The sequence below is a fragment of the Lysinibacillus sp. FSL K6-1151 genome (assembly GCF_038630755.1).
Lineage (GTDB): Bacteria > Bacillota > Bacilli > Bacillales_A > Planococcaceae > Lysinibacillus > Lysinibacillus fusiformis_D.
Genome location: NZ_CP152040.1, coordinates 3535933 through 3562604, shown reverse-complemented (window position 1 = coordinate 3562604; position 26672 = coordinate 3535933). Strand labels below are relative to the sequence as shown.

The following is a 26672-nucleotide window of genomic DNA, read 5'->3' as shown; positions in this document are numbered from 1 at the left end:
GGGGGTGGAGTCATGACTGAACGTTTACTAGATGTAGAAAATTTAACAGTAGAATTTAAAAGTGGCGGCTCTACAATGAAAGCTGTCAATGGAGTAAATTTACAATTAAATAAGAAGGAAACACTAGGGATTGTTGGAGAATCAGGGTCGGGAAAAAGTGTTACAGCCACTGCTCTCATGCGTTTAATTCCATCTCCGCCAGGAAAAATAACGAATGGAAAAATTGACTTTAATGGTCGTGATTTAATTGGCATTTCTGAAAAAGAAATGCGCAATGTGCGAGGTAATGATATTTCAATGATTTTCCAAGATCCTATTACAAGTTTGAATCCTGTATTAACAGTGGGCAATCAAATTATTGAAGTCATCCAAGCACATGAAAAGATCTCGAAGAAAGATGCCGCTATCAAAGCTGTCGATATGTTAAAAATGGTTGGTATTCCCGAGCCAGAGAAACGATTAAAAATGTATCCTCACGAATTTTCAGGAGGAATGCGTCAGCGTGTCATGATTGCTATTGCTCTTGCTTGTAACCCGAAACTACTCATTGCCGATGAGCCAACAACTGCACTGGATGTAACTGTACAAGCTCAAATTCTTGATTTAATGAAAAAATTACAACAAGACCATGATACAGCCATCATTATGATTACACACGATTTAGGTGTGGTTTGGGAGTTATGTGACAAAGTAAATGTTATGTATGCAGGTCGAACAGTTGAGTCGACTACAACAAGACAGCTCTATGAAAAACCTTTACATCCTTATACGTGGGGATTATTAGAGTCTCAAATTACAATGGGCACACAGGAGCAACAAAGATTGCCGGCCATTCCAGGTAGTCCACCGGATTTAACAATGCCACATAGCGGCTGTCACTTTTCATCACGTTGCCCTTTAGCAACAGATATTTGTCGTCATACAGTACCCGACTTAGTGGAAGTGCAGGACAACCATTTTGTAGCCTGCCATTTACAAGCGAAAAATCAAATTGTCGCAAGGAAGGAGGGAATTTTTAATGCAACAGCACAATGAACTTGTTTTAAAGGTAAGTAATTTAAAAAAGCATTTTCCCATTAAAAGTTCAATCCCTTTTAAAAAATCAACACAATTTGTGAAAGCAGTAGATGGCGTCAGTTTTGAATTATATAAGGGCGAAACACTTGGGATTGTAGGTGAATCAGGTTGTGGGAAATCGACGGTTGCTCGTTTAATCAACCAGCTGATTTCTCCAACAGAGGGAATCGTAGAGTTTAAGGGTACGGATTTAGCAAGCTTAAATACAAAGGATATTCGCTCTGCTCGAAAGTCGATACAAATGGTTTTCCAAAATCCATATGCATCACTCGATCCTCGAAAAACGATTGAATATCTCATTGCCGAGCCATTAGTCATCCATGGTATTGGTGATGAAGCATCACGTAAAAAGCGTGTTATTGAATTACTTGAAACAGTAGGATTAAGTGCTTATCATGCAAAGCGCCATCCACATGAATTTTCTGGGGGACAAAGACAACGTATCAATATTGCTCGTGCCCTTGCGCTTAATCCAGATATTGTTGTATGCGATGAACCTGTTTCAGCATTAGATGTTTCTGTACAAGCACAGGTAATCAATCTATTAAAAGACTTACAGAGAGACTTCGGTTTAACATATATTTTTATTTCACATGATTTAAATGTTGTGAATTATATGTGTGATCGGATTGCCGTCATGTACTTGGGTAAAATTGTGGAAATCGGGACATATAAGGAAATTTATGAGAACCCTCAACATCCCTACACACAAGCCTTATTATCGGCAATTCCTAAGGAAAATCCCTTTGATAAAAAGGACCGTATTATTTTATCTGGAGATGTTCCAAGTCCAGTAAATCCACCGAGTGGCTGTGCATTCCACAAGCGTTGTCGTTTTGCTACAGACAAATGTGCAGACGTCCAACCGACACTCGATACTGTGACAGCCACACATCAAGTTTCTTGTCATTTATTTTCGTCGATACAGCAAGAAGTGTCGACGACTTAGAGCAGAAAGTAATTGAATAAATTATAGAAGTAAAAAGGAGCGGACTGATTATGTCATTGAAGCATGTTATTGAATTATACGAGGTAATGGATAATTTCCATGTTAACGGAGAAACGATTAAAGCCTATTTACACAGCATTGATCCAACAGCAGATGTGAAGATCAAAACGATTAAAGGTGAAAGTGGCTCAACGGATTTTGTGCGTGTACTAGTGAAAGGAAAGCAAGGAAAATCCTCTGGTGGTCAGGCACCGACGTTAGGAATTATTGGTCGTCTCGGTGGTATTGGAGCACGTCCTGAAATGACAGGCTTTGTATCAGATGGAGATGGAGCACTAGCATGTATGGCAGGTGCAGCCAAAGCCATTGATATGGCGTTAAAGGGTGATCAGTTAGAAGGAGATGTTATTTTCTCAACGCATATTTGTCCAACAGCACCCACTTTGCCACATGAGCCAGTACCATTTATGAACTCTCCAGTGGATATTAGTGTCATGAACGAAAATGAAGTGGAAGAAACAATGGATGCCATTCTATCAATCGATACAACGAAAGGCAATCAAGTATGTAACCATAAAGGGTTTGCCATTACGCCAACAGTCAAAGAAGGTTACATATTAAAAATCAGTGATGATTTATTGCATGTTTACACACAAGCAGCAGGAATTTCTCCAGTTGTACTACCGATTACCATGCAAGACATTACACCATATGGCAATGGTTTATTCCATATTAATAGTATTTTACAACCAGCTGTGGCAACAACAAGCCCTGTTGTAGGTGTGGCTATCACAACAGAATCTGTCGTGGCAGGCTGTGCAACAGGCGCCACACATGTAACAGATGTAGAAAATGTAGTTCGATTTGTGTTAGAAGTAGCAAAAACGTATGGAGCTCATAAATGTTCCTTCTTTGACGAAAAGCAGTTTACACATATGAAAAATTTATATGGAAGCATGCATCATCTACAAACGAAAGGAAAAGAGGTATATACACATGAATGATTTACAAGCACTCAAAGCGCAATTATTAGAGGCAGTTGAAAAGCATCAAGATGAACTGATTGCATTTTGTTCGAAACTCATTCAAATTCCTAGTGTCAATCCTCCAGGAGATACGACTGAAATAACAGCTTTTATCGAAAACTATTTACAGGATGTTGGCATTACTTATCAAAAATACGAAGCTGCAGATAAAATGTTTAATTTAGTAGCTTCTATTGGGAGTGGTGAGGGAAAGGAACTCATTTATTGTGGTCATACAGATGTTGTTCCTGTTGGTGATTTATCAAAGTGGGAATTCAATCCATTTTCAGGGGAGGTGAAGGATGGCTGGATGCTGGGCCGTGGTGCAAGTGATATGAAAGCTGGTTTAGCTGGTATTATTTTTGCAACAAAGCTACTAAAGAAATTGAATATTGAATTACCAGGGAAACTAACATTGGCGATTGTGCCAGATGAAGAAACAGGCGGCGAATTTGGTGTTCCGTGGTTGTTAGAGCGAGGTTTTGTGCAAGGAGATGGTTGCTTAATCGCTGAGCCTTCTTCACCGCTAAATCCAACCATTGGGCAAAAGGGTTCTTATTGGTTTGAATTAGAGGTTCGTGGGGAACCTGGACATGGAAGCCTATCACCTTTAGCTGGGAGAAATGCTATTGTCGATGCCATTCGAGCTATTCAAGAGATTCGTACACTATGGGATTTGGAAATTACGATCCCAGAAGAGGTACTGCCACTTATCGAGGTATCTAAAAAATACATGCGAGAGGTGGAAAAAGATCGTTTGAAATATCAAGAAGTTTTAGAGAAAATTACTGTAAATATTGGTACAATTGAGGGAGGTACGAAGTCCAACGTAATCCCAGATTATTGCAAGGTTCAGGTCGATTGTCGCTTACCATTCGGTATTACACAAGAAGAAGTAACAGAAATTTTGAAACATAAACTAGATGGTTTGGCTATTGATTATTCAATCAAACGTTTTGGCTTCAAAAGTGTAGCAAATTATACGCCTGCCGAAAATCCTGTATGCCAATCCATTGTGGAAAATATTTCATTTGTAACAGGGCAAGAGGCATATGGTGTTATGCAATGGGCAAGTAGTGATGCTCGACATTTCAGACAATATAATATTCCTGTATTGCAGTACGGCCCAGCCTATTTACCAAGTATTCATGGTTACAATGAAAAAGTGCGTGTTGAGGATATCGTACGCTGTGCAAAAGTATATATTACTGCTGCTGTTGATTTCCTATATCAAAAGTAAGAGATTAGCTACTCTCTTACTTTTGATAAAGTGATATCAGGTGCTGACGGCTGCTAAATCTGTCGCTTATTTCCCCCTTTAAGAGAAAGATTTGCAGCCGTTTGTACAGATAAATAGATCAAAAGGATGAGAGATATGCTAAAGACGTTAAATTTATCAATTGCGGTTTTAAAAATGTTTACAAAAGAAAAGCCCATATGGGGTGGAAGAGAGTTAGCAATGGCGATGAATATGAATCATACAAATTTATATCGCATTCTTGAAACCTTTGAAAATAATGGGTTTATTACAAAAGATCCTGTAACAAAAAAATACTCACTCGGTATTGCTTTATGGGAGATTGGTATGAATATGTATGATTCATTAAACATAGATCAGCTATGTATGCCGGTTCTTGAGAAATTAAAAGATGTCACAGGCGAAACAGCTATTTTTACTGTACTGAATGGACTGGAAGCGTTAACATTACTAAAAGCCGAACCTGTTAATAAGGTGAAATTTACTGTTTCAAGAGGAAGTAGATCCCCACTTTATGTAGGGGCATCCTATCGTTCGATGCTTGCTTTTCTAAATGAAGAGCAAATTGCCAAGGTGATTGACGAGCCTTTAACAGCCTATACGAATAATACGATGACAGATGCTAATGAAATACGAGCAGAGCTGGAAAAAATTCGTGCGTGTGGTTATGCACTCAGTAACAGTGAATATTCTGTTGATGTACTGGCACTTGCCATGCCCATATTCAATAGTGAAGATCAGGTCGTAGCCTCCATTACTGTTTCTGGACCAATCTATCGTTTTACGGAACAACGTGTTCCAGAAGTTTTAGAACCATTAAAAGAGGCGAGAAATGAAATAGAAGGAATTATTCGTAGATATCATTTGAATTTTAATTAAGGAGTTTTATTATGCAACATTTACATGATATTGCACTTACTATACTAAAAGGTAATCTAAATGTTCAATCATCTGAAACACTGTTAATCTTAACAGATATTCATAAGCAAGATATTGCGCAAATCTTTTATAAAGCTGGGCAATCTATTACAGCGAAGACAATGTTAATGGTAATGCCGCTATTAGATAAATCTGGACAGGAGCCAATCCAAGCTGTTTCGACGCTGATGACGAATGTCGATGTCACGCTTTGTATTACCTCGCACTCATTAACACATACAGCTGCTCGTAAAAACGCCTGTGAACAGGGTGGCCGAGTGGCGACAATGCCAGGTGTTACAATGGATATGCTAGAGCAAGGTGCGCTACATGCAGATGCACAGGAAATAGAAGATATGGTAGGAAAATATGTTCATTTACTTGATGCAGCAAAAAATATTCGCATTGACAAAGACGGGCATACATTAACGTTTAGTGTAGAAAATCGTTTGGGAATTCGTTCTACAGGTGTTATACGCCAAGCTGGAGAGCATGGAAATATCCCTTCTGGAGAATCTTATATTGCACCACTAGAAACATCTGCGAATGGAGAGATTTTAGTGGATGGTTCGATTGCTAATATAGGTGTTTTAAAGGAGCCATTATTATTAAAAATCACGAATGGTCGTTTAGAGGAGGCAATCGGTCCTGATGGTCCTCAATTACTTGCTTTACTTGGTGAAGGAAATGGTAGAATCATTGCAGAGTTTGGCATCGGAGCGAATAAAAGTGCCATCCTATGTGGTAATATACTAGAGGATGAGAAGGTGTATGGGACAATCCATATTGCATTTGGTAGTAATAAGCCATTCGGTGGAGCAAATATGGCTGATGTCCATATTGATTGCGTTGTGAAAAACCCCACTGTCTATTTCGATGGTCAGCAAGTCATCTAAGGAAAAGCGTGTCTTCATATGAAGCACGCTTTTTTGCTTTACCTCACTATAGTTTACAGTTGCTTGTCTTTGTAGGATTACACTATAGTTAACATAGATAAGCTAGAGGAAAGGAAACATTTTGCATCTAGCATTCCGTTAAACTAGGAACCAACAGTAGATCCTGTCCATAAAATAGGAGCAAAGAATAGGTATAGCTTCTATTGGTCATCAAGAAAGAACGTGAGGTTGAAAATATGCTAACATTTACAGATTTACATGGTCTACAAGTAGATTTGAGTTTTTCAAGAGGGGAATTTGAAGTCGAGCCAAAGCACGTCCTTGTTTTGTTAAAGCATGAAAATAAATGGCTATGTACTATTCATAAACGACGTGGTGTAGAGGTGCCAGGGGGCAAATTAGAGCAAGGTGAAACTTTAGAGGAGGCGGCTATTCGGGAAGTTTTCGAAGAGACGGGTGTCCGTGTGAAAAATCTCCAATGGTTCGCAGAATATGCCGTTCATGATGCCATTGTGTTTTGTAAATCTGTTTTTACTGCACAATTTTTAACGCAGGAGGACATTGAATTTGATTTAGAAACATCGGGTATGCTTTGGCTAACGGATGAAGAATTTGCTCATCATCCTAATTTAAGCTTTCATATGAAGGATGAGGGTATGAAGAAAATGCTGGAGGAGTTGAAAGACCGTGACATACAATGGTGAAATTGTGGAAAAACGTGCCTATCCCTCACCGAATCCAGCCATACGACTAACAGAAATAACCTATCTATCACAGGGCTTACGTATAAAAGGATTATTAGCAGAGCCAAAGGCAGAAGGTACATATGATGGTTTTTTATATTTAAGAGGGGGCATGCAAAGCATTGGGATGGTAAGACCTTCACGTATTGCCCAATTTGCTGCACAGGGCTTTATCGTTTTTGCCCCATACTATCGTGGAAATCGTGGTGGAGAAGGCCGTGATGAGTTTGCAGGAGCAGACCGTTATGATGCTGTTTATGCCGTAGATGTTCTCAAGCAATATTGTAATGACAATATACATGTTTTTGGTTTTTCTCGTGGGGGAATTATGGCTCTTTGGACAGCCATTTTAAGAAAGGATATTACCTCGGTCGTCACATGGGCAGGTGTTTCGGACGCAACAGCCACTTATTGGGAACGTACGGATATGCGCAGAATGATGAAGCGTGTAATTGGCGGAACACCGAATCGTGTACCAGAAGCATATGATGCGCGAACCCCACTTTTCGAGATAGAGCAGATCACTGCGCCTGTATTAATCATACATGGCTATCGTGATGAAAATGTAGATATCGAACATGCCAGACAACTAGCCTTTTTTTTAGAAGATGCGAATAAATCATACGAAACCTGGTATGATCCAGACCATGCACATCAATACCCACCAGCAAAAAATCGTGAAACCGTCCGTGCCCTTTGTGAATGGATGAAACAGCAATAAATAAATGATGAAAAAAAATACCCCCTTCCTTAGAATAGCTATCCACTTCAGGCAAGATAGCTATGCTAAGGAGTAGGGGGCAATAAAGGGGTGATGATTATTTCATGTTACTTTCTAAAAATTGTTGTATGGTAGCCCAGTAAAGCTCGCTTGCAACACTTTCTGCGCCACCATGCCCAGCTCCCTCAACAATCAACTTTTGCTTTGGTACATTTGCCGCTTCATATACTTCATTCAACATGGTAGATGGAACGAACGTATCGTTGTCTCCATGAATAAACAACATGGGTGTCTTCGATTTTGCCACTTGTTCAACTGCACTCGCTTCACCTAATGTATAGCCTGCTTTTAGTTTCGACACTACAGAAGAGAAATGCATGATTGGAAATGCAGGTAAGTGAAAGATTGCTTTCAACTGATAGGAAAATTCATCCCATACTGAAGAATAGCCACAATCCTCAATGATTGCTTTAACGTTTGTTGGTAAATTCTCTCCTGAAGCCATCATGACAGTGGCTCCACCCATCGAAACACCATAAAGAACAATTTCAGCGCTCTCATTTAAGCTGACAATGTGATTGACCCATGAAACAACATCAAAACGATCATGCCAGCCCATGCCAATATAATCTCCTTCACTTTTACCATGGCCTCTCGCATCTGGAATAAGTACATGATAGCCCATATCATAAAAATGTTTAGCATACTTTGTCATTTGTGCGCCTTCGCTTGAATAGCCATGAAAGATGATAGCCCATTTGTCGGTGGGGTGATCATTTTGGATGGAGTAAGCATGGAGCTTTAGCGAATCATAGGATTGAAGCGAAGCATCTTCATATTGCTTATGAAACCATTGCTCAGTTGTTTCTTTCTCTTTAACTTCCTGAGGATTGACAGCTATTACATTATGAGGTGCATCTAGCACTGCTGTTTTATCAGTGTCAGGATTTAATGCCAGATTATAAAAGTAATTTCCTGCAAAAAAACCAGCGCCAACAAATAAAGCTAACAACATTATAAGAATAGAAAATAGTATTTTATATTTTTTTGTCATATGTATCTCCCTAATACTAGCTACCTTCAAGGTAAAGAAAAAGAGAACGAATGAATTCGTTCCCTTTGATTCTTGTGTCTAGTCGTTATTTTAATGGGCCACCAAGTGTAGTAATGGCATCAGAAACGTTTGAGAATTTCTTGAAGTTTTCGTTGAATAAGCCTGCAAGTTCAGCAGCTTTCGCATCATATGCAGCTTTATCTGCCCATGCTTCACGAGGATTTAACACTTCTGACGGTACACCTTCAACTGCTGTTGGAATGTGTAAACCGAAGACAGCATCTTGTGTCGTTTCAACATTTGTTAATTTTCCGTCGATTGCTGCACGTACCATTGTGCGTGTGTAAGACAGCTTCATACGGCTACCTGTACCATATTCGCCACCAGTCCAACCAGTGTTCACTAGGAATACTTGTGCACCATGCTCGTCAATTTTTTGACCTAACATTTCTGCGTACACTGTTGCTGGAAGTGGAAGGAATGGAGAACCGAAGCAAGTAGAGAATACTGGTTCTGGCTCTGTTACACCGCGTTCAGTTCCAGCAAGCTTAGAAGTGAAACCGCTTAGGAAGTGGTACATTGCTTGCTCTTTTGTTAATTTACTGATTGGAGGTAATACGCCAAACGCATCAGCTGTTAGGAAGATGATTGTTTTTGGATGACCTGCAACAGAAGGATCAACAATATTTTCGATGTATTGGATTGGATAAGCTACACGTGTATTTTCTGTTAATGAACCATCATCATAGTCACAAATACGAGTTTCTGGATCAACAGCTACGTTTTCTAAAACAGAACCGAAGCGGATTGCATTGTAGATTTCTGGTTCTTTCTCAGCAGAAAGGTTGATTGTTTTTGCATAGCAGCCACCCTCAATGTTGAATACACCATTATCAGACCAGCCGTGTTCATCGTCACCAATTAGCTTACGATCTGGATCAGCGGATAATGTCGTTTTACCAGTACCAGATAGACCGAAGAATAATGCCACATCGCCAGCTTCACCAACGTTTGCTGAACAGTGCATTGAAAGGATACCTTGCTGTGGTAATAAGTAGTTCATGATACCAAAAATAGATTTTTTCATTTCACCAGCATATTCAGTACCACCGATTAAGATCATTTTCTTTTCAAGTGATACAATGATGAAAGTTTCAGAAGCAGTACCATCAACTGCAGGGTCTGCTTTAAAGTTAGGAGCAGAGATGACAGTGAAGTCTGCAACATGAGAAGTTAATTCTTCTTCAGTTGGACGGATAAATAATTGATGAGCAAAAAGGTTGTGCCAAGCGTATTCATTAATTACTTGGATGCTTAATTGTGAATCTTTGTCAGCACCTGCGAAGCCTTTAAATACGAATAACTCGTCACGTTCTTTTAAATATTTTATTACTTTTACATATAAGTTATCGAACACTTCAGAAGAAATCGGTTGGTTGACTTTACCCCAGTCAATTTGATCTTTTGTGCTTTCTTCTTCTACCGTATATTTATCTTTAGGTGAACGACCAGTGTATTTGCCAGTTTCTGCACGAACTGCGCCATCTACTGTTAACATTGCTTCACCACGAGATGTAGCTTTTTCTGCTAATTGTGGTACTGAAAGTTGAACATTAATGTTACCGCCGTTTAATAATTCCTTCAGTTCGTTTGCAATTTCTACTGAATTCATCGATTAAATACCATCCTTTTTTATAGTATTCCCTTGATTTAGAGGGATTTTTTCTTAATTTCAAAAATAGTATAACACAATTGCTTAAATAATCTATACTAATTAAGAAATTATTTTAGAGTTTTTATCACTTTTCAATAAACTGACAAAAAATAATGTTTTTCGAGTAGAATCCGATCAATCCTACTGTAATTAGGCGCAAAAATTGAGCCACACATATGTTACCACAAGTAGCTAGGTATGTTGTAGGGATTAATTTGCTTCTATTTACATCATCATCCAAGTATGAAAAGTTTTTGTGTAATCAGTTCCTTCCTTTCTATACAGTAATACATAAGAAAATATTTGACAACGTTCAACCTTTTCAGTAACATGAAATTGAACGGATACTCTTATCCCGAGCTGGTGGAGGGTCAGGCCCTGTGAAACCCGGCAACCTGCATGTTTTATTTCACATCATGCGTTGGTGCCAACCTGATGCAAGGGAACATCCCTTGAACGATAAGAGTGAAAGGTTACGAAGTCATTATTCCTTTCCTCATGTGCAGTAACGTGAGTAAAGGATTTTTTTATTGCTAAAAAAGAATGTAAAGGTAAGTATATGTAGTTCTTTCCTTATTATAATGACAGATCTTTCGAAATCCTCGTGTTAAAAGCAGCAGTAACGGCTTGAGAGTTCAATCCTTAGGAGCGGACTTGACATGGGTAATGAGTACCGTATTCATACACAACTACTTTTTGTAAGAGTAATAGGAGGAAAACCAAATGACAAACCGTCGACTGTTTACATCAGAGAGTGTAACAGAAGGACATCCAGATAAGATTTGTGACCAAATCTCGGATGCCATTTTAGATGCTATTTTAGCAGAAGATCCAAATGCACGTGTAGCGTGTGAAACAACTGTCACAACAGGATTAGTATTAGTAGCAGGAGAAATAACTACTTCTACTTACGTTGATATTAAAGGTATCGTTCGTGATACTGTAGCAGAAATTGGCTATACACGTGGTAAATATGGCTTTGATGCTGAAAATCTAGCGGTGCTTGTAGCTATTGGCGAACAATCGCCTGATATTGCACAAGGTGTTGACCAAGCTTTAGAGGCTCGTGAAGGCTCTATGACAGATGCTGATATTGAAGCAATTGGTGCTGGTGACCAAGGTCTAATGTTTGGTTATGCATGTAATGAAACACCTGAACTAATGCCATTGCCAATCAGCTTAGCACATAAATTAGCACGCCGATTAACAGAAGTTCGTAAATCAGGTGAATTAGCGTATTTACGTCCTGATGGAAAAACACAAGTAACGATTGAATATGATGACAATAATGTACCTGTGCGAGTGGATACAATTGTTATTTCAACACAACATGATGAAGAAGCAACACTTGAACAAATTCAAGCTGATCTGAAAGAATTTGTTATTGCACCCGTTGTGCCAAGTGAATTATTAGATGCAAACACGAAATACTTTATTAACCCGACTGGCCGTTTTGTTATCGGTGGACCTAAAGGGGACGCTGGTTTAACAGGACGTAAAATCATTGTTGATACATACGGTGGTTATGCACGTCACGGTGGTGGCGCATTCTCTGGTAAGGATGCAACAAAGGTAGACCGTTCAGCGGCTTATGCGGCACGTTATGTAGCAAAAAACATTGTAGCAGCTGGCTTGGCAGAACGCGCTGAGGTACAACTTGCCTATGCGATTGGTGTGGCTCAACCAGTTTCCATTGCGGTTGACACATTTGGTACAGGTAAAGTGAAAGAAAGCGCAATCGTAGAGTGGGTACGTGAGCTATTTGATTTACGTCCAGCAGGTATTATTAAAATGCTAGATTTACGTCGTCCGATTTATAAACAAACGGCAGCTTATGGTCATTTTGGTCGTACAGATTTAAATGTACCATGGGAACAAATCGATAAAGCAGATGCTCTACGAGAAAAGGCACATCTATAAACTATTGAGCTAAAGTAATGAATACATTAGAAAATTATTCTAATGTATTAAAAAGGAAAGGGGCAATATTGTCCCCTTTGTTTTACAAAAAATCCCTCGCTACGATCCGTGAACATTTTGGTTACACGGAAATGCGAGGTATTTTTTTCGTTAATATTGAATTTTTGTGTATATTGTTTACTTCTGAAGGGATTTATAATATTGTCCTTTTTCTGCATATTCGCGCACGATACGTTCCATATCCTCTTTATCTTCTGCATTTAATTCACGGACTACTTTTGCCGGACGACCTAATGCTAAACTATTCGGAGGAATGACTTTACCAGGAGGTACTAGGCTTCCTGCCCCAATAAATGCACCCTCTCCAATCTCTGCCCCGTCTAATATAATGGAGCCCATACCAATTAAAGCATTTTTGCGAATTGTACAGCTATGTAAAGTGACTTGGTGTCCAACTGTTACCTCATCTTCAATAATTAGCGGAAATTTTGGGCTTTGATGTAAGCAACAAAGATCTTGGATACTGACACGTTTCCCAATAATGGTTGGGGAAACATCACCACGAATGACCGTATTAAACCAAATGGTTGTTTCAGCACCAATTGTTACGTCGCCCGTAACAGTTGCGTAATCAGCAATGAAGACAGATGGATCGATCTTTGGCATTTTATCTTTAAATGGATAAATCATGAAAATCGCCTCAATTCTTTCTATAATGTAGTATTATCGTATCAAATACGCAACTTTATGGAAATATAAAATTAAAATGAGCTATTTATTTCGATATAATCAATGTGTAATTATTTTTTAGGAGGACTATGTGAATGTGGAAATGGGAAGCTGAAGGACAAGCAAAGGCTGTGATTGCTATAGTTCATGGTGCATATGAAAATCACCGATGGTATGCATGGCTGATAGAGAAATTAAGATTGGAAGGCTTCCACATAGTCATGGGAGATTTACCTAATCATGGCGTGAATGCAAGGTTTGCTCGTGTCCATGATGAGGACTTCAAATTGTACAATAAATATACAAGAAATCTGATTGAGAATGCTTTTTCATATAATTTACCAACTTTTGTAATAGGACATGGGCTTGGAGCAACGTTAGTTCTTCACACAATGCAAAAGAAGCAATATGAATGTGCAGGCATTATTTTGACATCACCGTGGCTGCAATTAAAGCTTTTACCAGGTAAATTATCAAATGCTTTAACGAGTCTAAGTGCATTGACTGCAAATGTTAAAATGACTCACAATATTTCATATGAGAACCTTACACGCAATGTTGAAGGTAGGGACGAAATGAAAGATGAGGTACCATTCATGTCAGTCGTTTCAGTGAAATGGTATCGAGAGCTTCAGCAGATGATGAAAAATTTAGTGATGCTTCCAAAAGGTGAATTTCCGAATATGCCTATGCTCATTATGACAGCTGAGAAAGATAAAATTACGGAAACACGACAAACTCGAAATTGGCTCCATCAACAAGAGTTTACAGAGTTTCAATTTAAAGAATGGGCAAATTGCTATCACAATTTATTTCACGAAGTAGAACGAGAAGAGATTTTTATGTATATTCGTGATTTTATTAATAATGCTCTTCGAAGAATCGGTTATATCATTAAATAGGTTTTATCCCTTCCATTTACTAGAAGACTTACTTAAATATTGTTACTTAAATATAATGTTGTAATTTTCAGAAAAGTGTAATACTATAATGACTTAAAGTATGGTATTTTCAAATTGGAGGGGTAAAATGGAGGTAATCGTTGGTAAGTTGAATGGTATTTTATGGGGACCGTGGTTTATTTATGGTATTTTATTGATTGGACTTTTTTTCTCAATCATCACAAGGTTTCTGCAAGTAAGACACATTAAAGACATGTTTGTTTTAATGTTTAAAGGGGAGAAATCGGAAAAGGGGATTTCATCTTTCCAAGCAATGTCGATTGCATTATCAGGCCGTGTAGGAACTGGTAATATTGCTGGTACTGCAACTGCAATTGGGATGGGGGGACCTGGTGCTGTCTTTTGGATGTGGGCAATCGCTTTCATTGGTGCGGCTACCGCATATGTAGAGTCAACATTAGCACAAATCTATAAAGAAGAAAAAGATACGGAATATCGTGGTGGACCAGCCTTTTACATAGAAAAGGGAATGGGTCAAAAATGGTTTGCAGTTATTTTTGCTGTAGCTGCGTTGATTGCAATGCTAATTTTAATGCCAGGTGTGCAGTCTAACGCCATTGCAGGAGCTGTTGAAAACGCTTTTGGTCTGGATACATGGATTACAGGACTGATTATTGTAGTGTTGTTAGGTGCTATTATTATTGGGGGAGTTAAATCTATCGCGAATGCTGCCCAAATCATTGTACCGTTCATGGCATTAGCATACATTATTATGGCTATTATCATTATTGCTATGAATATTTCTGAGGTACCTGCAGTCTTTGCTTTAATTTTCTCAAGTGCCTTTGGTGCACAAGAGATTTTTGGTGGTATCATTGGTTCTGCGATAGCTTGGGGAGTGAAGCGTGGCATCTATTCCAATGAAGCTGGTCAAGGAACAGGGGCGCACCCTGCTGCTGCTGCGGAAGTATCACATCCTGCTAAACAAGGGATAGTACAAGCGGCGTCTGTGTACATTGATACATTATTAATTTGTTCTGCTACTGCATTTATGATTTTATTTACAGGTATGTACAATGTACATGATGAAAAGGCCGCTGAAGGAGCAGATCCATTTATCCATATTGGGGAATTCAATAGTGGCGGATTAGCAGGCGATGAGCAAATGACATTTGCGAAAAGTATTGAAGCAGGTGCTGCTTATACACAATATGCAGTTGATTCATCATTACCTGGTTTTGGAGCTCCATTCGTAGCAATCGCGTTATTCTTCTTTGCCTTTACAACAATTATGGCCTATTACTATATTGCTGAAACGAATGTCGCCTATTTATTCAGAGGTAGCACGGAGAAGATTTTCATTTGGATTGCGAAAATTGCCATTTTAGTTGCTGCCTTTTATGGTACAGTCCGTACGTCTGACCTAGCTTGGGCAATGGGAGATGTGGGTCTTGGACTAATGGTTTGGATTAACGTTCTTGCTATTTTAATTATTATGAAACCAGCTATCGTAGCATTAAAAGATTACGAGAAACAGAAAAAAGAGGGGAAAGACCCTGTCTTTGATCCTCGTAAACTAGGCATTAAGGGTGCAGATTTCTGGGTTGATTATAATGAGCAACGTAAAAATAAATAGTAAATGACGAAGGCTATCTACTAGTTTCTATTAAACTAGTAGATAGCCTTTTGCATGTCATGTATTAAATAGGAAATTCTTTCATTTTCTCTAACGCAATAACGAAGGGTGGATCATTTTGTTGATTGAGAAACTCGTATTTTAAGACATGTACATGTTTTTGTGGAAGCCTACTAACATAGTCCATAACCGTATCTCGTTCTTCCTTACCACCAGGATGACCATGATAAATAACAAGAATGATTAGGCCGCCAACCTTCAAAAGCTTTAGTAATTCCTCAATAGCTTGTGTCGTTGTAGCGGGCTTTGTAATAATGTCATGATTGCTGCCAGGTAAATAGCCAAGGTTGAAAATGGCTGCAGCTACAGGCTTGTGTACATACTGTGCTACGTCTTCATGCCCTTTATTAAGGACCAGTGCACGATGTTCTAAACCGTGATCTAAAAGACGAAGGAGTGTTGCATCAACCGCTTCTTTTTGAACATCAAAGGCATAAACTTGTCCATTATCTCCCACAAGCTGTGCTAGAAACAATGTATCATGACCGTTTCCAGCAGTAGCATCAACGACCGTATCTCCCTCATCTATACTGTCCTTTAAAAGCTGCTGTGCATATTGTAAAACACGTTGTAGTTTCATTTTGTAACCTCAGCCTTATAAAACTTCCCTTGCCAGCTGCCACGACGTTCAAGCTCGGCATCAATACCATTCAATACTTCCCATTTATTGACGCTCCACATTGGTCCAATCATTAAATCAATCGGTCCATCGCCGGTAATACGATGAATGACCATTTCAGGTGGGAGAAGTTCTAATTGATCTGCTACTAGTTTTGTATAGACATCCTGATCTAAAAATTCTAACATGCCTTTTTCATATTGCTTCACCATTGGCGTCCCTTTTAGTAGATGTAGTAAGTGGATTTTTATGCCTTGGACATCTAGCTGTGCTACTGCTCGAGCAGTTTCCATCATCATGTCATAGTCTTCAAGAGGCAGGCCATTAATGATATGTGAGCAAACACGTATGCCGTGCTTGCGCAATTTTTCAACGCCTTCCACATAGGTTGCATAATCATGGGCACGATTAATCAGATTCGCTGTTTTTTCATGCACGGTTTGAAGACCAAGCTCAATCCATAAATACGTACGCTCGTTTAACTCTGCTAAGTATTCCACGACATCATCTGGCAAACAATCAGGGCGAGTAGCAATGGAAAGACCAACAACACCTTCTTGTGCTAAAGCAGCTTCAAATTTTTCCTTTAAAACTGGCAGTGGGGCATGTGTATTTGTATAGGCTTGGAAGTACGCCATATATTTGCCGTCCTTCCATTTCTGATGCATTTTGTCTCGGATTTCAGCAAATTGTACATCGATTGGATCTACCTTATTACCGGCAAAATCACCAGAGCCTGCAGCACTGCAAAATGTACAGCCACCAAAAGCGACTGTGCCATCACGGTTTGGACAATCAAAGCCTGCGTCTAATGCGACTTTAAATACTTTATGTCCGAATTGATCACGTAAATAGCGATTCCATGTATAATACCTTTTTCCTTCTGAAGGAAAAGGAAAATTCGTTTCTGTCATTTATTTCACTCCTCTAACGCTTTATTCTATCATGTGCTTTTCGTTCCGTCATGGGGGAAGGGCTTGATCGTTACATCAATGAAGAAAAATTGTAATGAAAACAAGAAAAAGACTTTTAAAACTTAGTTAAAGTATGATGGCATACTTGTAAAAAGGGTAAAATTATTTTTCTTGTGCTTTTAAGGTTTTCAGCATAAACTAGCTATTTAGAGAGGCGAAATAATGGAGGTCATCATATGCCAAAACGTGTTTGGTTTTTACTTATTGGAATGCTTGTGAACACAACAGGTAACTCTTTTTTATGGCCTTTAAATGCCATATATATGCATGATTATTTAGGGAAAACTTTAGCGATGGCTGGTTTTGTCTTAATGCTCAACTCTGCTGCTGGAGTATTGGGCAATCTATTAGGTGGTTACTTATTTGATAGAATCGGTGGCTATAAGGCGATTATGTTTGGCATCCTGCTAACGATTGCTTCATTAATAGGCTTAACAATTTGGCATGGTTGGCCACATTATGTGTGGTTTTTAACGATACTAGGCTTTAGTGGGGGCATCGTTTTTCCAAGTATGTTCGCATTAGCAGGGGCTGCATGGCCTGAGGGCGGACGAAAAGCCTTTAATGCGATCTATTTGGCACAGAATGTCGGTGTTGCAGTTGGCCCTGCTCTTGCGGGTATAGTGGCTGATTATCAATTTGATTATGTTTTTAAAGTGAATTTAGGCATGTATATTTTATTCTTTTTTATTGCTTTATTTACATTTAAACGTTTAGAGGCAGGCAGTATTGCCCCTAAAAATGTCGTCAGTGAAAGTAAACGAATTGTTAACAAAGCACCATTCTATGCTTTGTTAATTATTAGCGCATCCTCAGTGTTATGTTGGCTTGCATATTCTCAATGGAGTGCTACTATTTCATCCTATACTCAAGATTTAGGCTTAGGGTTAAAGCAATATAGTTTACTTTGGACAATAAATGGTTTGCTTATAGTTGTAGGTCAGCCACTCATTGCACCGCTTGTGAAAAGATGGGAAAACAATTTAAAGCGTCAGCTCGTATTTGGTGTAATTCTGATTGCCCTATCGTTTGGAATCATCGCCTTTGCAAGTGATTTTAAAATGTTTGGAGCCGCGATGCTTGTTTTAACGTTTGGTGAAATGTTCTATACCCCAGCATTACCAACCATCGCGAATCAACTCGCACCAAAAGGTCGACAAGGATTCTATCAGGGCATTATCAATAGTGCAGCGACAGGTGGTCGGATGATAGGGCCATTATTCGGTGGGATAATGGTGGATCAATTTGGCATGATACCTCTTGTATTAACTTTAGTGGTAGTTGTGCTGTTGGCTATTATTCCATGTTTAACTTATGATTATCCTTTAAAAAAGAATAATATCGTTGCAGATTAATAGTAGGCAAGGAAAAGAGCAAAAACGAGTGATCAGCACTTGGTTTTGCTCTTTTTTTATTGAAGCTATTGAAAAATAATCGATACAGGCTTACAATCATACATATTCAAATATTTGAATATGTAGTAATGTGGAGGGTGTTTTTTATGGAAGAGGGTTTACAACAATTTAAGGCGGATTTTTTTAAAGCATTAGCACATCCGTTACGCATTAGAATACTGGAACTCCTTGTAGAAGGTCAGAAAAGTGTCAATGAGATTCAAGATTGCTTAGAGAAAGAGGGTTCTGCTGTTTCTCAGCAATTAAGTGTATTACGCGCCAAAAATATCGTTTATGGTGTGAAGGAAGGTAAAAAAGTCTACTATTCTTTAAGTGATCCAATGATTGGTGAATTACTTGGGGTGGCAAAGGATATTTTCAATAACCATTTAGTTAACACCATTTCGAGATTAGAGGAAATGACGAGCAATGAAGGTGACGAAGGCAATAAGTAAATCAAAGAAGTTGAAAAATTATGCTTTGCTTATTATTTCGAAGGGAAGATTTATCTATGAAGTCACTGTTTACAGGACGCTTTGAAGGGTATTCTGTTCATCACGTCAAGAAGGATCTATTATCCGGAATTATAGTTGGGATCGTCGCTATTCCACTTGCCATGTCTTTTGCCATTGCATCGGGGGTGAAACCCGAATATGGGATTTATACCGCCTGTATTGCGGGTATTCTTATTTCTCTTTTTGGTGGATCGAAATATCAAATTGGTGGGCCAACTGGGGCGTTTGTACCGATTTTATTAGGAATTGTCATTACCTATGGCTATGAGGATTTATTACTTGCAGGATTAATGGCTGGGATTATGCTTTGCTTAATGGGCATTTTTAAGTTAGGATCTTTAATTAAATTTATTCCTCGCCCTGTAACAGTTGGCTTTACAGCAGGTATAGCAGTTATTATTTTTACAGGTCAAATTGCCAACTTTTTAGGGTTAACAAATGTTAAAAGACATGAGTATTTTATTGCCAATATACAAGAAATTATGAAGCAGCTTGGAACGACCAATATGTATAGTATTTTGACGGCTGTTATCTGTTTTGTGACAATACTGATGACGCCGAAGTTTTTTCCAAAGGTTCCTGGAGCATTAGCAGGTATTGTTGTTTCTACACTTGTGGCCACTTTCCTCTTTACAGGACATGTTGCTACGATCGCGACAGCTTATGGGCAAATTCCGAATTCATTGCCTCATTTTGCTATACCTGATATCACCTTTGAACGCCTACAACTGCTTATTGGACCAGCGTTTGTCATCGCCATGCTAGGGGGCATAGAGTCACTACTATCGGCAGTCGTTGCAGATGGGATGACGAATAGTAAGCATAACAGTAATCGAGAGCTGATTGGTCAAGGAATTGCTAATATCGTGACGCCTTTGTTCGGGGGGATTCCAGCTACAGGTGCTATTGCACGGACTGCAACTAATATTAAAACAGGTGCAGTATCGCCTATGTCAGGTATCATACACGGAGTATTTGTTTTAGTTACATTATTGCTATTAGCACCATATGCGTCTCATATTCCATTAGCAAGTATGGCTCCTGTATTGATGGTTGTAGCCTGGAATATGAGCGAACGACACCATTTCTCACATATTGTGAAATTAAAATCGGGTGACTCGCTAGTGTTATTGATTACCTTTTTATTAACGGTGTTTACAAGTCTCACATTAGCAGTGGAAGTAGGGCTTGTATTAGCTGTGCTATTATTTGCAAAACGCATGAGTGAAAAGCTTGTTGTGACAAAGGTACTCCCAGACCATTCAAACAAAAGTGGGAAGGTACAGCCCCATGTCGTTCACCAGCAGCATGATTGTCCGCAAATTAGCATGTATACAATTGAAGGACCATTGTTCTTTGGAGCTGCTCAAATGTTTGAACAAAAAATTGAAAGCACTTTGCATCAGCAACCAAGAGTTTTGATATTGCGAATGGGGAAAGTGCCCTTTATGGATTCCACTGGTGAAGCATATTTTAGCAATATTATTGAAAACTTTACAGCACAGGGTGGTAAAATCCTGGTAACAGGTGTGCAAGGTGATTTAAAAGTAGCTCTTCAGCACAATGGTATTTACGATAAGATTGGAGCGCATCATTTTTATCAGCATACTGGAGAAGCGATTACTAAGGCTCTCGGCTATTTGGACACAAAGAAATGCATCGGATGCCAGCATTTTGCTTTTCATGAATGTAAGGATTTATCAAAATCTAAGGAAGAAAAGGAATTAATTCTTCAGTAATGGGTTAGTCTGTAAACAAAGGCTTGTGCTTTTCAATACTTTCCATTAGAATAAATGCAATATCATGTAAAGACTGTGATGAGGAATAGTAAATTTGTCGTTCTTTTTAGAGAGCTAGCGGCTGGTGGGAGCTAGTAAGAAAGCAAGTTGAACTCGCCTTCTGAGTCTGCCCGCGTGAAACAGCGTGTGTCGTTTCTTCCGCGTTAAGGAAGCTTGAGCCGAGTGTAATCACTAATTTGGGTGGTACCGCGGGAGTACAAATTCTCTCGTCCCTTCTATAAGAAAGGGACGAGTTTTTTTATTTTTTAAATATTTTGTCAATTATGATGAAGAGCAACATGATTCAATCGAAGGAGGAAAAAGAATGAGTTTTAATCATCTACAAATTGAAAAAAAGTGGCAGCAATATTGGGCTAATAACAAAACATTCAAAACTGAAAATGAAACAGCGAAGCCTAAATTTTTTGCATTAGATATGTTTCCATACCCATCTGGCGCTGGACTACATGTAGGACATCCAGAAGGATATACAGCGACAGATATTTTATCACGCTTTAAACGTATGCAAGGCTACAATGTATTACATCCAATGGGCTGGGATGCTTTTGGTTTACCAGCTGAGCAATATGCACTCGATACAGGAAATGACCCAGCAGAATTTACAGCTAAAAATATTGCAACTTTTAAACGCCAAATTCAAGAGCTAGGATTCAGTTATGATTGGGATCGCGAAATTAACACGACGGATCCAGAGTATTATAAATGGACACAATGGATTTTTATCCAGCTTTATAAAAAAGGTTTAGCCTATGTGGATGAAGTAGCTGTTAACTGGTGTCCAGCGCTTGGTACGGTATTGGCTAACGAAGAAGTAATTGATGGGAAATCAGAGCGTGGTGGGCATCCAGTAGAACGTCGACCAATGAAACAATGGATGCTTAAAATTACTGCGTATGCTGATCGTTTAATCGACGACCTAGAAGAAGTTGATTGGCCAGAATCTATTAAAGATATGCAGCGCAACTGGATTGGTCGTTCAGAAGGGGCAGAAGTAACATTTGCTATTGATGGTTCAGATCAAAACTTCACGGTCTTCACAACACGTCCAGATACATTATTTGGTGCTACATATTGTGTACTTGCGCCTGAACATAAATTGGTAGAACAAATAACGACAGCTGAGCAACGTCAAGCTGTTGAGGCATATTTAGAGAAAGTGAAAATGAAATCGGATCTTGAGCGCACAGATTTAGCAAAAGAAAAAACAGGCGTATTCACAGGTGCTTATGCCGTGAATCCGATTAACGGGAAAAAAGCGCCGATTTGGATTGCTGACTATGTGTTAGTGTCTTACGGTACAGGTGCTATTATGGCGGTGCCAGCACATGATGAACGTGACTATGAATTTGCGACTGCATTTGGTTTAGACATCGTTCCTGTACTTGAGGGTGGGGACATTAGCAAAGAAGCATTTACAGGTGATGGTCAACATATTAATTCTGAATTCCTTAATGGTTTAAATAAAGAAGATGGCATTGCGAAAGCAATTGAATGGTTAGAGCAAAAAGGCGTTGGAGAGAAGAAAATTTCTTATCGACTACGTGATTGGCTATTCTCACGTCAGCGTTACTGGGGTGAACCAATTCCAATGATTCATTGGGAAGATGGCACGATCACACCTGTTCCAGAATCAGAATTACCATTAGTGCTTCCAAAAACAGATAATATCCGTCCATCGGGTACTGGTGAATCACCATTAGCTAATATCGCTGAATGGGTGAATGTTGTAGATCCAGAGACAGGCAAAAAGGGTCGCCGTGAAACAAATACAATGCCACAGTGGGCTGGGTCTAGCTGGTACTTCTTACGCTATATCGACCCTACAAATACAGAGGCGATTGCAGATCCAGAGTTACTAAAACGTTGGTTACCAGTAGATATTTATATTGGAGGAGCGGAGCATGCAGTACTGCACTTACTTTACGCTCGCTTCTGGCATAAAGTTCTTTATGATCTAGGTGTTGTTCACACGAAAGAGCCATTCCATAAATTATTTAACCAAGGTATGATTCTTGGTGAAGGTAATGAAAAAATGTCTAAATCGAAAGGTAATGTTGTAAACCCAGATGAAATCATTTCATCACATGGTGCCGATACATTACGTTTGTATGAAATGTTCATGGGACCACTAGAGGCATCTGTTGCATGGTCAACAAATGGTTTAGACGGGGCACGTCGTTTCTTAGATCGTATTTGGCGTCTATTTGTTAATGAAGAAGATGGTGCTATTTCATCAAAAATTCAAGTGTCTAACGATCAAACACTTGAAAAAGCATACCACCAAACAGTGAAAAAAGTGACAGAGGATTACGAAGGTATCCGCTTTAACACAGCTATTTCACAGATGATGGTATTTATTAATGATTGCTATAAAGCTGACGTTATTCCAGCAGAGTATGCGGAAGGCTTTGTTAAAATGCTAGCACCAATGGCGCCGCATATTGCAGAAGAGCTATGGCAGCTATTAGGCCACGATTCAACACTTTCTTACGAGCAATGGCCAACATACGATGAAACGAAGCTTGTGGATGATGAAGTGGAGATTGCTGTGCAAGTGGCTGGTAAAGTCCGTGCAAAAATCGTCGTAGCGAAAGATGCTTCAAAAGAGGATATCGAAAAAGTAGCGCTTGCTGATGAAAAAGTACAAGAATATATGGCAGGAAAAAACCTAGTGAAAATTATCGTTATTCCAAGCAAACTTGTCAATATTGTCGTTAAATAAAGAGACATAAATTAAAATGTACATTACTAAATGAAATTTTAGTGATGTACATTTTTTATTTTTCGTGAAGAGTTTATAGTGGATAATTTAAAAAACTACACTCCATAACTATCGGAGTGCAGTTCAAATGATGATGTTTAAATAATCAATCCAACAATAATAGCTGTTAGGATACTGACAAGTGTGGCTCCGTACAATAACTTTAAGCCAAAACGAGCAACGACATTACCTTGTCTTTCATTCAACCCTTTAACTGCTCCGGAAATAATACCGATGGATGAAAAGTTGGCAAAGGATACAAGGAATACCGAAATAATGCCCAGTGTACGTTCACTCATGGACTCTGAGACGTCGCCAAGGTTGATCATAGCAACAAATTCATTCGTTACTAATTTAGTGGCCATTATTCCACCAGCTGAAACAGCGTCTGCCCATGGGATACCCATTAGGAAAGCTATTGGTGCAAAAATATAGCCTAATATTTCTTGGAAAGAAACACCGATAATCATATCAAACAATGAATTGATTAAATCCATTAATGCTACGAAACCAATTAGCATGGCTCCAACAATGATGGCTACCTTAAAGCCATCCATAATATATTCACCAAGCATTTGGAAGAAAGCTTGCTTCTGCTCATCTTCAATGGTTAAGATATCTTCCTCTTCTTTTACGGTATACGGATTAATGATGGAAACAATTATAAAACCACCAAATAAGTTTAACACAATCGCCGTTACGACATACTTTGGTTCAATCATCGTCATGTACGCGCCAACAACTGACATCGAGACGGTCGACATCGCGGATGCGCATAATGTATACATACGCTGTGGCGCAATCTTATCTAATTGTTTTTTAACTGTAATGAATACTTCCGATTGTCCAACCATTGCGGAAGCAACAGCATTATAGGATTCCAATTTCCCCATTCCACTTACTTTACTCAACAGTAATCCTATCCATTTCATGAAGAAAGGGAGAATTTTAAAATGCTGCAAAATCCCAATTAAGACTGATATAAAGACAATCGGTAATAATACAGCTAGGAAGAACGGAGACTCTCCTTCATTTGCTAATCCACCAAAAACAAATGATATCCCTGCATTTGCGTAAGACAATAAATGATCAAATACTTTGGTGATTCCTTTGATTAAAACAAAACCAATTGTCGTATTGAGTAGTAGAGCTGCCAATAAAAATTGGATGATTAACATCACCACTATATATTTATATTTTATTTCTTTTTTGTTTTTACTCATTAATAAAGCTAGGGCAAAAACAAGTAACAATCCACAAAAGGATATTAAGTATCTCATAAGTTCCTCCATAAGTATGTGTAATAGTTTGTCCTGATGTTCTAAATTCAGAAGAACAGCTAAAGATCTTAATTAGTCAGACGTCAGACAAACAATCTCACTATAACAGTTTTTTTGCTAGTTATTCAATAGATAATAGAAAAAAAGTATGCAACAGGGCATACGAATACGATAAATACAGTTCTATAACAAGAAAAGCTCATGTCAAAACACTTTTTTATTGTGTGAAGTTTTTAAAATTTTATGACCAATGTGTAAATGAAAACGTAGGAAACCAACTAGGGAAGTGAAAGTGTAAGGCGTGTTTGGGAAGTTCTGACCATTGTGGCAAACGTACGAGTGGTGTTATTTAAAGATGCAGAAGAAGGTATTTAGGATGTATTTTTTTACCTAATCATTATTGACGAAAACATAAAAGACATATATTTAGTTAACTACAGACTAATGCCTGACCTCCATATATTTTAGGGTTCAGGCATTTTTTCTATAGTATCGGTCTGAAGCATTAATTGATAAATGCTAGAGATCATAAAGCTAGTTGCTAATCCGTAAAGTGCATTGAAGCTTAGGGCAACGCCAATTCCTATGAGGATAGATAGCAGTATGACAAACCAACTATGTTTATGAATACGGCGATTCGTAAATAAAAGAATTAACATAAACGGCAGTATGGTAATGTGCAGGAACGCGAAAGAATAAATAACCCCTAAAATCGTTAAATCGATAGATAAGAAAAAGGTAAGTAAAATGACCATAAGTCCAATTAAGTAAAAATAATAGGGTCTTTTCTTCATAAAAAAACGTTTTGTTGCACGCATATCTACAAGTAAGGACGTCACAACGGCCAACAGGACAATGACAAGGAAAGCGAATGTCAGAAACCCAGGCTGTACTTCATATAAGAACGTAAAAATTAGCACTTGAAACTGACCAAAGGAGCCACTGTATAAAGCAATCATTAAAATAGCTGTAAAGGATAATGTTAATAATGCTAAAATCACACCTGATGAAAATAGGCTGCGACGCATTTTTTTGGGCTTGATAAATGCAATTAAATACCATGTTGATTTATCAAAAAGTACTTGTCCTAAAACGGCTAATTGAATAATGACATAGAACAGGAGGATTTCGCTATTTTTAAAATAAAATAAATAAGGGTGGTATAAACGAATGCCTTCATAAACGGTGCTTGCTCCATTTTGTACAAAGTAGTAAATAGGGATAAAAATAAGTAATGAAAACAGGGCGATGATAAATAAAATTTCTAGCCACAGTATACTTTTCACAGACATGATGCGATCAAACAGTAACATACCGGTTAGAAATAAAAAAAGCGTAATGGGTATCGGGATATTTAACATGATTTCAGACAAGACACTAATGCTAATTAATTGAATTAACCAAAGTTCAATGCTTGTCAAAAGGTAAAACAGTCGTATCACTTTTAAATTCATACCACTCAATTTTTGTTGTATGGTAAAGAGTAAAAAGCTTTGTGTATGCTGGTTTTGCTTGTAATTCCTTTTATTTAACAAGGAGCTCAATACAATAAACGAAATAGCTGTTGCTAATGTATAACAAATGCCTGCCATAAAGCCAAAAGAAATAAGGGCTGAGGGAGAGGACAATAATAAATTACCGTTAATCCATCTTGCTAAAAGAATGATGACGCCTGCTGCTGTGCTTAAACTTGAAAATGGTACGAGCAATGAATAATTTTTTAACATA

General features: G+C 38.5%; 22 protein-coding genes, 1 riboswitch and 1 other annotated feature. Of the genes, 15 read left to right on the top strand and 7 right to left on the bottom strand.

All coding sequences use genetic code 11. The features are described 5' to 3' along the window. Positions 1–12: 12 nt before the first annotated feature. From MHI04_RS17005 to MHI04_RS16970, 8 genes are all read left to right on the top strand, one after another. Positions 13–1035 carry an ABC transporter ATP-binding protein gene (locus tag MHI04_RS17005; protein WP_036118732.1) on the top strand — a complete coding sequence of 341 codons (1023 nt, stop codon included), beginning with the start codon at positions 13–15 and terminating at the stop codon, positions 1033–1035. Continuing rightward, positions 1019–2026: a dipeptide ABC transporter ATP-binding protein gene (locus tag MHI04_RS17000; RefSeq protein WP_036118734.1), complete on the top strand. Its 1008-nt coding sequence runs from the start codon at positions 1019–1021 to the stop codon at positions 2024–2026. Before MHI04_RS17005 ends, MHI04_RS17000 begins: the two co-directional genes overlap by 17 nt. 50 nt (positions 2027–2076) lie before the next feature. Beyond that, complete coding sequence (locus MHI04_RS16995; RefSeq protein ID WP_036118738.1) at positions 2077–3030, top strand: DUF1177 domain-containing protein; 954 nt, start codon at positions 2077–2079, stop codon at positions 3028–3030. Then, complete coding sequence (locus tag MHI04_RS16990) at positions 3023–4291, top strand: ArgE/DapE family deacylase (RefSeq protein ID WP_340809370.1); 1269 nt, start codon at positions 3023–3025, stop codon at positions 4289–4291. The genes MHI04_RS16995 and MHI04_RS16990 overlap by 8 nt, the downstream gene beginning before the upstream one ends. Before the next feature lie 135 nt (positions 4292–4426). Next, positions 4427–5188: an IclR family transcriptional regulator gene (locus tag MHI04_RS16985; RefSeq protein WP_036118741.1), complete on the top strand. Its 762-nt coding sequence runs from the start codon at positions 4427–4429 to the stop codon at positions 5186–5188. Between the two features lie 11 nt (positions 5189–5199). After that, positions 5200–6123 carry an aminopeptidase gene (locus tag MHI04_RS16980; RefSeq protein ID WP_342503518.1) on the top strand — a complete coding sequence of 308 codons (924 nt, stop codon included), beginning with the start codon at positions 5200–5202 and terminating at the stop codon, positions 6121–6123. A gap of 236 nt (positions 6124–6359) precedes the next feature. Further along, positions 6360–6827, top strand: coding sequence for an NUDIX domain-containing protein (locus MHI04_RS16975; RefSeq protein ID WP_036118781.1), 468 nt, complete (start codon positions 6360–6362; stop codon positions 6825–6827). Then, positions 6811–7587: a prolyl oligopeptidase family serine peptidase gene (locus tag MHI04_RS16970; RefSeq protein ID WP_036118745.1), complete on the top strand. Its 777-nt coding sequence runs from the start codon at positions 6811–6813 to the stop codon at positions 7585–7587. The genes MHI04_RS16975 and MHI04_RS16970 overlap by 17 nt, the downstream gene beginning before the upstream one ends. A gap of 97 nt (positions 7588–7684) precedes the next feature. On the opposite strand, the gene MHI04_RS16965 is transcribed toward MHI04_RS16970, so the two are convergent. After that, positions 7685–8641, bottom strand: a complete 957-nt coding sequence (locus MHI04_RS16965) for an alpha/beta hydrolase (RefSeq protein ID WP_342535042.1) — start codon at positions 8639–8641, stop codon at positions 7685–7687. Between the two features lie 85 nt (positions 8642–8726). Beyond that, entirely contained in the window at positions 8727–10313 is a 1587-nt protein-coding gene (gene pckA / locus MHI04_RS16960; RefSeq protein WP_058845046.1) for a phosphoenolpyruvate carboxykinase (ATP), read from the bottom strand. A gap of 389 nt (positions 10314–10702) precedes the next feature. Continuing rightward, positions 10703–10821: riboswitch (SAM riboswitch) on the top strand. A gap of 257 nt (positions 10822–11078) precedes the next feature. On the opposite strand from pckA, the gene metK reads away from it, so the two are divergent. Further along, positions 11079–12275 (top strand): methionine adenosyltransferase, encoded by a 1197-nt coding sequence (metK, locus tag MHI04_RS16955; RefSeq protein WP_058845047.1) that lies wholly within the window; start codon positions 11079–11081, stop codon positions 12273–12275. Positions 12276–12452: 177 nt separating this feature from the next. Here the strand turns inward: metK and MHI04_RS16950 are convergent, their stop codons facing one another. Then, on the bottom strand, positions 12453–12965 hold the full coding sequence (locus MHI04_RS16950; protein WP_036118752.1) for a gamma carbonic anhydrase family protein: 513 nt from the start codon (positions 12963–12965) through the stop codon (positions 12453–12455). A gap of 134 nt (positions 12966–13099) precedes the next feature. Between MHI04_RS16950 and MHI04_RS16945 the strand changes: the two genes are divergently transcribed. Together MHI04_RS16945 and MHI04_RS16940 are read left to right on the top strand one after the other, a co-directional pair. After that, positions 13100–13906 carry an alpha/beta hydrolase gene (locus MHI04_RS16945; RefSeq protein WP_036118754.1) on the top strand — a complete coding sequence of 269 codons (807 nt, stop codon included), beginning with the start codon at positions 13100–13102 and terminating at the stop codon, positions 13904–13906. Positions 13907–14033: 127 nt separating this feature from the next. Continuing rightward, on the top strand, positions 14034–15542 hold the full coding sequence (locus tag MHI04_RS16940; protein ID WP_036118756.1) for an alanine/glycine:cation symporter family protein: 1509 nt from the start codon (positions 14034–14036) through the stop codon (positions 15540–15542). 64 nt (positions 15543–15606) lie between these two features. Here MHI04_RS16940 and MHI04_RS16935 read toward each other — a convergent pair whose 3' ends face one another. Together MHI04_RS16935 and MHI04_RS16930 are read right to left on the bottom strand one after the other, a co-directional pair. After that, on the bottom strand, positions 15607–16182 hold the full coding sequence (locus tag MHI04_RS16935) for a class I SAM-dependent methyltransferase (protein ID WP_089934501.1): 576 nt from the start codon (positions 16180–16182) through the stop codon (positions 15607–15609). Further along, positions 16179–17135: a TIGR01212 family radical SAM protein gene (locus MHI04_RS16930; protein WP_036118760.1), complete on the bottom strand. Its 957-nt coding sequence runs from the start codon at positions 17133–17135 to the stop codon at positions 16179–16181. Before MHI04_RS16930 ends, MHI04_RS16935 begins: the two co-directional genes overlap by 4 nt. A 236-nt stretch (positions 17136–17371) precedes the next feature. Between MHI04_RS16930 and MHI04_RS16925 the strand changes: the two genes are divergently transcribed. From MHI04_RS16925 to leuS, 4 genes are all read left to right on the top strand, one after another. Then, positions 17372–18550 carry an MFS transporter gene (locus MHI04_RS16925; protein WP_036118761.1) on the top strand — a complete coding sequence of 393 codons (1179 nt, stop codon included), beginning with the start codon at positions 17372–17374 and terminating at the stop codon, positions 18548–18550. Positions 18551–18696: 146 nt separating this feature from the next. After that, positions 18697–19044, top strand: coding sequence for a metalloregulator ArsR/SmtB family transcription factor (locus tag MHI04_RS16920; protein WP_036118762.1), 348 nt, complete (start codon positions 18697–18699; stop codon positions 19042–19044). Between the two features lie 56 nt (positions 19045–19100). Next, complete coding sequence (locus MHI04_RS16915; RefSeq protein WP_089934498.1) at positions 19101–20843, top strand: SulP family inorganic anion transporter; 1743 nt, start codon at positions 19101–19103, stop codon at positions 20841–20843. 66 nt (positions 20844–20909) lie between these two features. After that, positions 20910–21120 (top strand) — a binding site (T-box leader). Positions 21121–21207: 87 nt separating this feature from the next. Then, on the top strand, positions 21208–23625 hold the full coding sequence (leuS, locus tag MHI04_RS16910; RefSeq protein WP_089934496.1) for a leucine--tRNA ligase: 2418 nt from the start codon (positions 21208–21210) through the stop codon (positions 23623–23625). A gap of 137 nt (positions 23626–23762) precedes the next feature. On the opposite strand, the gene MHI04_RS16905 is transcribed toward leuS, so the two are convergent. Next, the gene (locus tag MHI04_RS16905; protein ID WP_036118765.1) at positions 23763–24944 is read right to left on the bottom strand and encodes a nucleoside transporter C-terminal domain-containing protein; all 1182 of its coding nucleotides are present in this window, start codon (positions 24942–24944) and stop codon (positions 23763–23765) included. Between the two features lie 464 nt (positions 24945–25408). Continuing rightward, on the bottom strand, positions 25409–26671 hold the full coding sequence (locus MHI04_RS16900) for a permease (protein ID WP_342535041.1): 1263 nt from the start codon (positions 26669–26671) through the stop codon (positions 25409–25411). Position 26672: the final 1 nt, after the last annotated feature.

Excerpts from the sequence above, each read along its gene's own strand:
- MHI04_RS17005 (WP_036118732.1), top strand. The coding sequence starts at position 13 with ATGACTGAACGTTTACTAGATGTAGAAAATTTAACAGTAGAATTTAAA.
- MHI04_RS17000 (WP_036118734.1), top strand. The coding sequence starts at position 1,019 with ATGCAACAGCACAATGAACTTGTTTTAAAGGTAAGTAATTTAAAAAAG.
- MHI04_RS16995 (WP_036118738.1), top strand. The coding sequence starts at position 2,077 with ATGTCATTGAAGCATGTTATTGAATTATACGAGGTAATGGATAATTTC.
- MHI04_RS16990 (WP_340809370.1), top strand. The coding sequence starts at position 3,023 with ATGAATGATTTACAAGCACTCAAAGCGCAATTATTAGAGGCAGTTGAA.
- MHI04_RS16985 (WP_036118741.1), top strand. The coding sequence starts at position 4,427 with ATGCTAAAGACGTTAAATTTATCAATTGCGGTTTTAAAAATGTTTACA.
- MHI04_RS16980 (WP_342503518.1), top strand. The coding sequence starts at position 5,200 with ATGCAACATTTACATGATATTGCACTTACTATACTAAAAGGTAATCTA.
- MHI04_RS16975 (WP_036118781.1), top strand. The coding sequence starts at position 6,360 with ATGCTAACATTTACAGATTTACATGGTCTACAAGTAGATTTGAGTTTT.
- MHI04_RS16965 (WP_342535042.1), bottom strand. The coding sequence starts at position 8,641 with ATGACAAAAAAATATAAAATACTATTTTCTATTCTTATAATGTTGTTA.
- pckA (WP_058845046.1), bottom strand. The coding sequence starts at position 10,313 with ATGAATTCAGTAGAAATTGCAAACGAACTGAAGGAATTATTAAACGGC.
- metK (WP_058845047.1), top strand. The coding sequence starts at position 11,079 with ATGACAAACCGTCGACTGTTTACATCAGAGAGTGTAACAGAAGGACAT.
- MHI04_RS16950 (WP_036118752.1), bottom strand. The coding sequence starts at position 12,965 with ATGATTTATCCATTTAAAGATAAAATGCCAAAGATCGATCCATCTGTC.
- MHI04_RS16945 (WP_036118754.1), top strand. The coding sequence starts at position 13,100 with ATGTGGAAATGGGAAGCTGAAGGACAAGCAAAGGCTGTGATTGCTATA.
- MHI04_RS16940 (WP_036118756.1), top strand. The coding sequence starts at position 14,034 with ATGGAGGTAATCGTTGGTAAGTTGAATGGTATTTTATGGGGACCGTGG.
- MHI04_RS16935 (WP_089934501.1), bottom strand. The coding sequence starts at position 16,182 with ATGAAACTACAACGTGTTTTACAATATGCACAGCAGCTTTTAAAGGAC.
- MHI04_RS16930 (WP_036118760.1), bottom strand. The coding sequence starts at position 17,135 with ATGACAGAAACGAATTTTCCTTTTCCTTCAGAAGGAAAAAGGTATTAT.
- MHI04_RS16925 (WP_036118761.1), top strand. The coding sequence starts at position 17,372 with ATGCCAAAACGTGTTTGGTTTTTACTTATTGGAATGCTTGTGAACACA.
- MHI04_RS16920 (WP_036118762.1), top strand. The coding sequence starts at position 18,697 with ATGGAAGAGGGTTTACAACAATTTAAGGCGGATTTTTTTAAAGCATTA.
- MHI04_RS16915 (WP_089934498.1), top strand. The coding sequence starts at position 19,101 with ATGAAGTCACTGTTTACAGGACGCTTTGAAGGGTATTCTGTTCATCAC.
- leuS (WP_089934496.1), top strand. The coding sequence starts at position 21,208 with ATGAGTTTTAATCATCTACAAATTGAAAAAAAGTGGCAGCAATATTGG.
- MHI04_RS16905 (WP_036118765.1), bottom strand. The coding sequence starts at position 24,944 with ATGAGATACTTAATATCCTTTTGTGGATTGTTACTTGTTTTTGCCCTA.
- MHI04_RS16900 (WP_342535041.1), bottom strand. The coding sequence starts at position 26,671 with ATGTTAAAAAATTATTCATTGCTCGTACCATTTTCAAGTTTAAGCACA.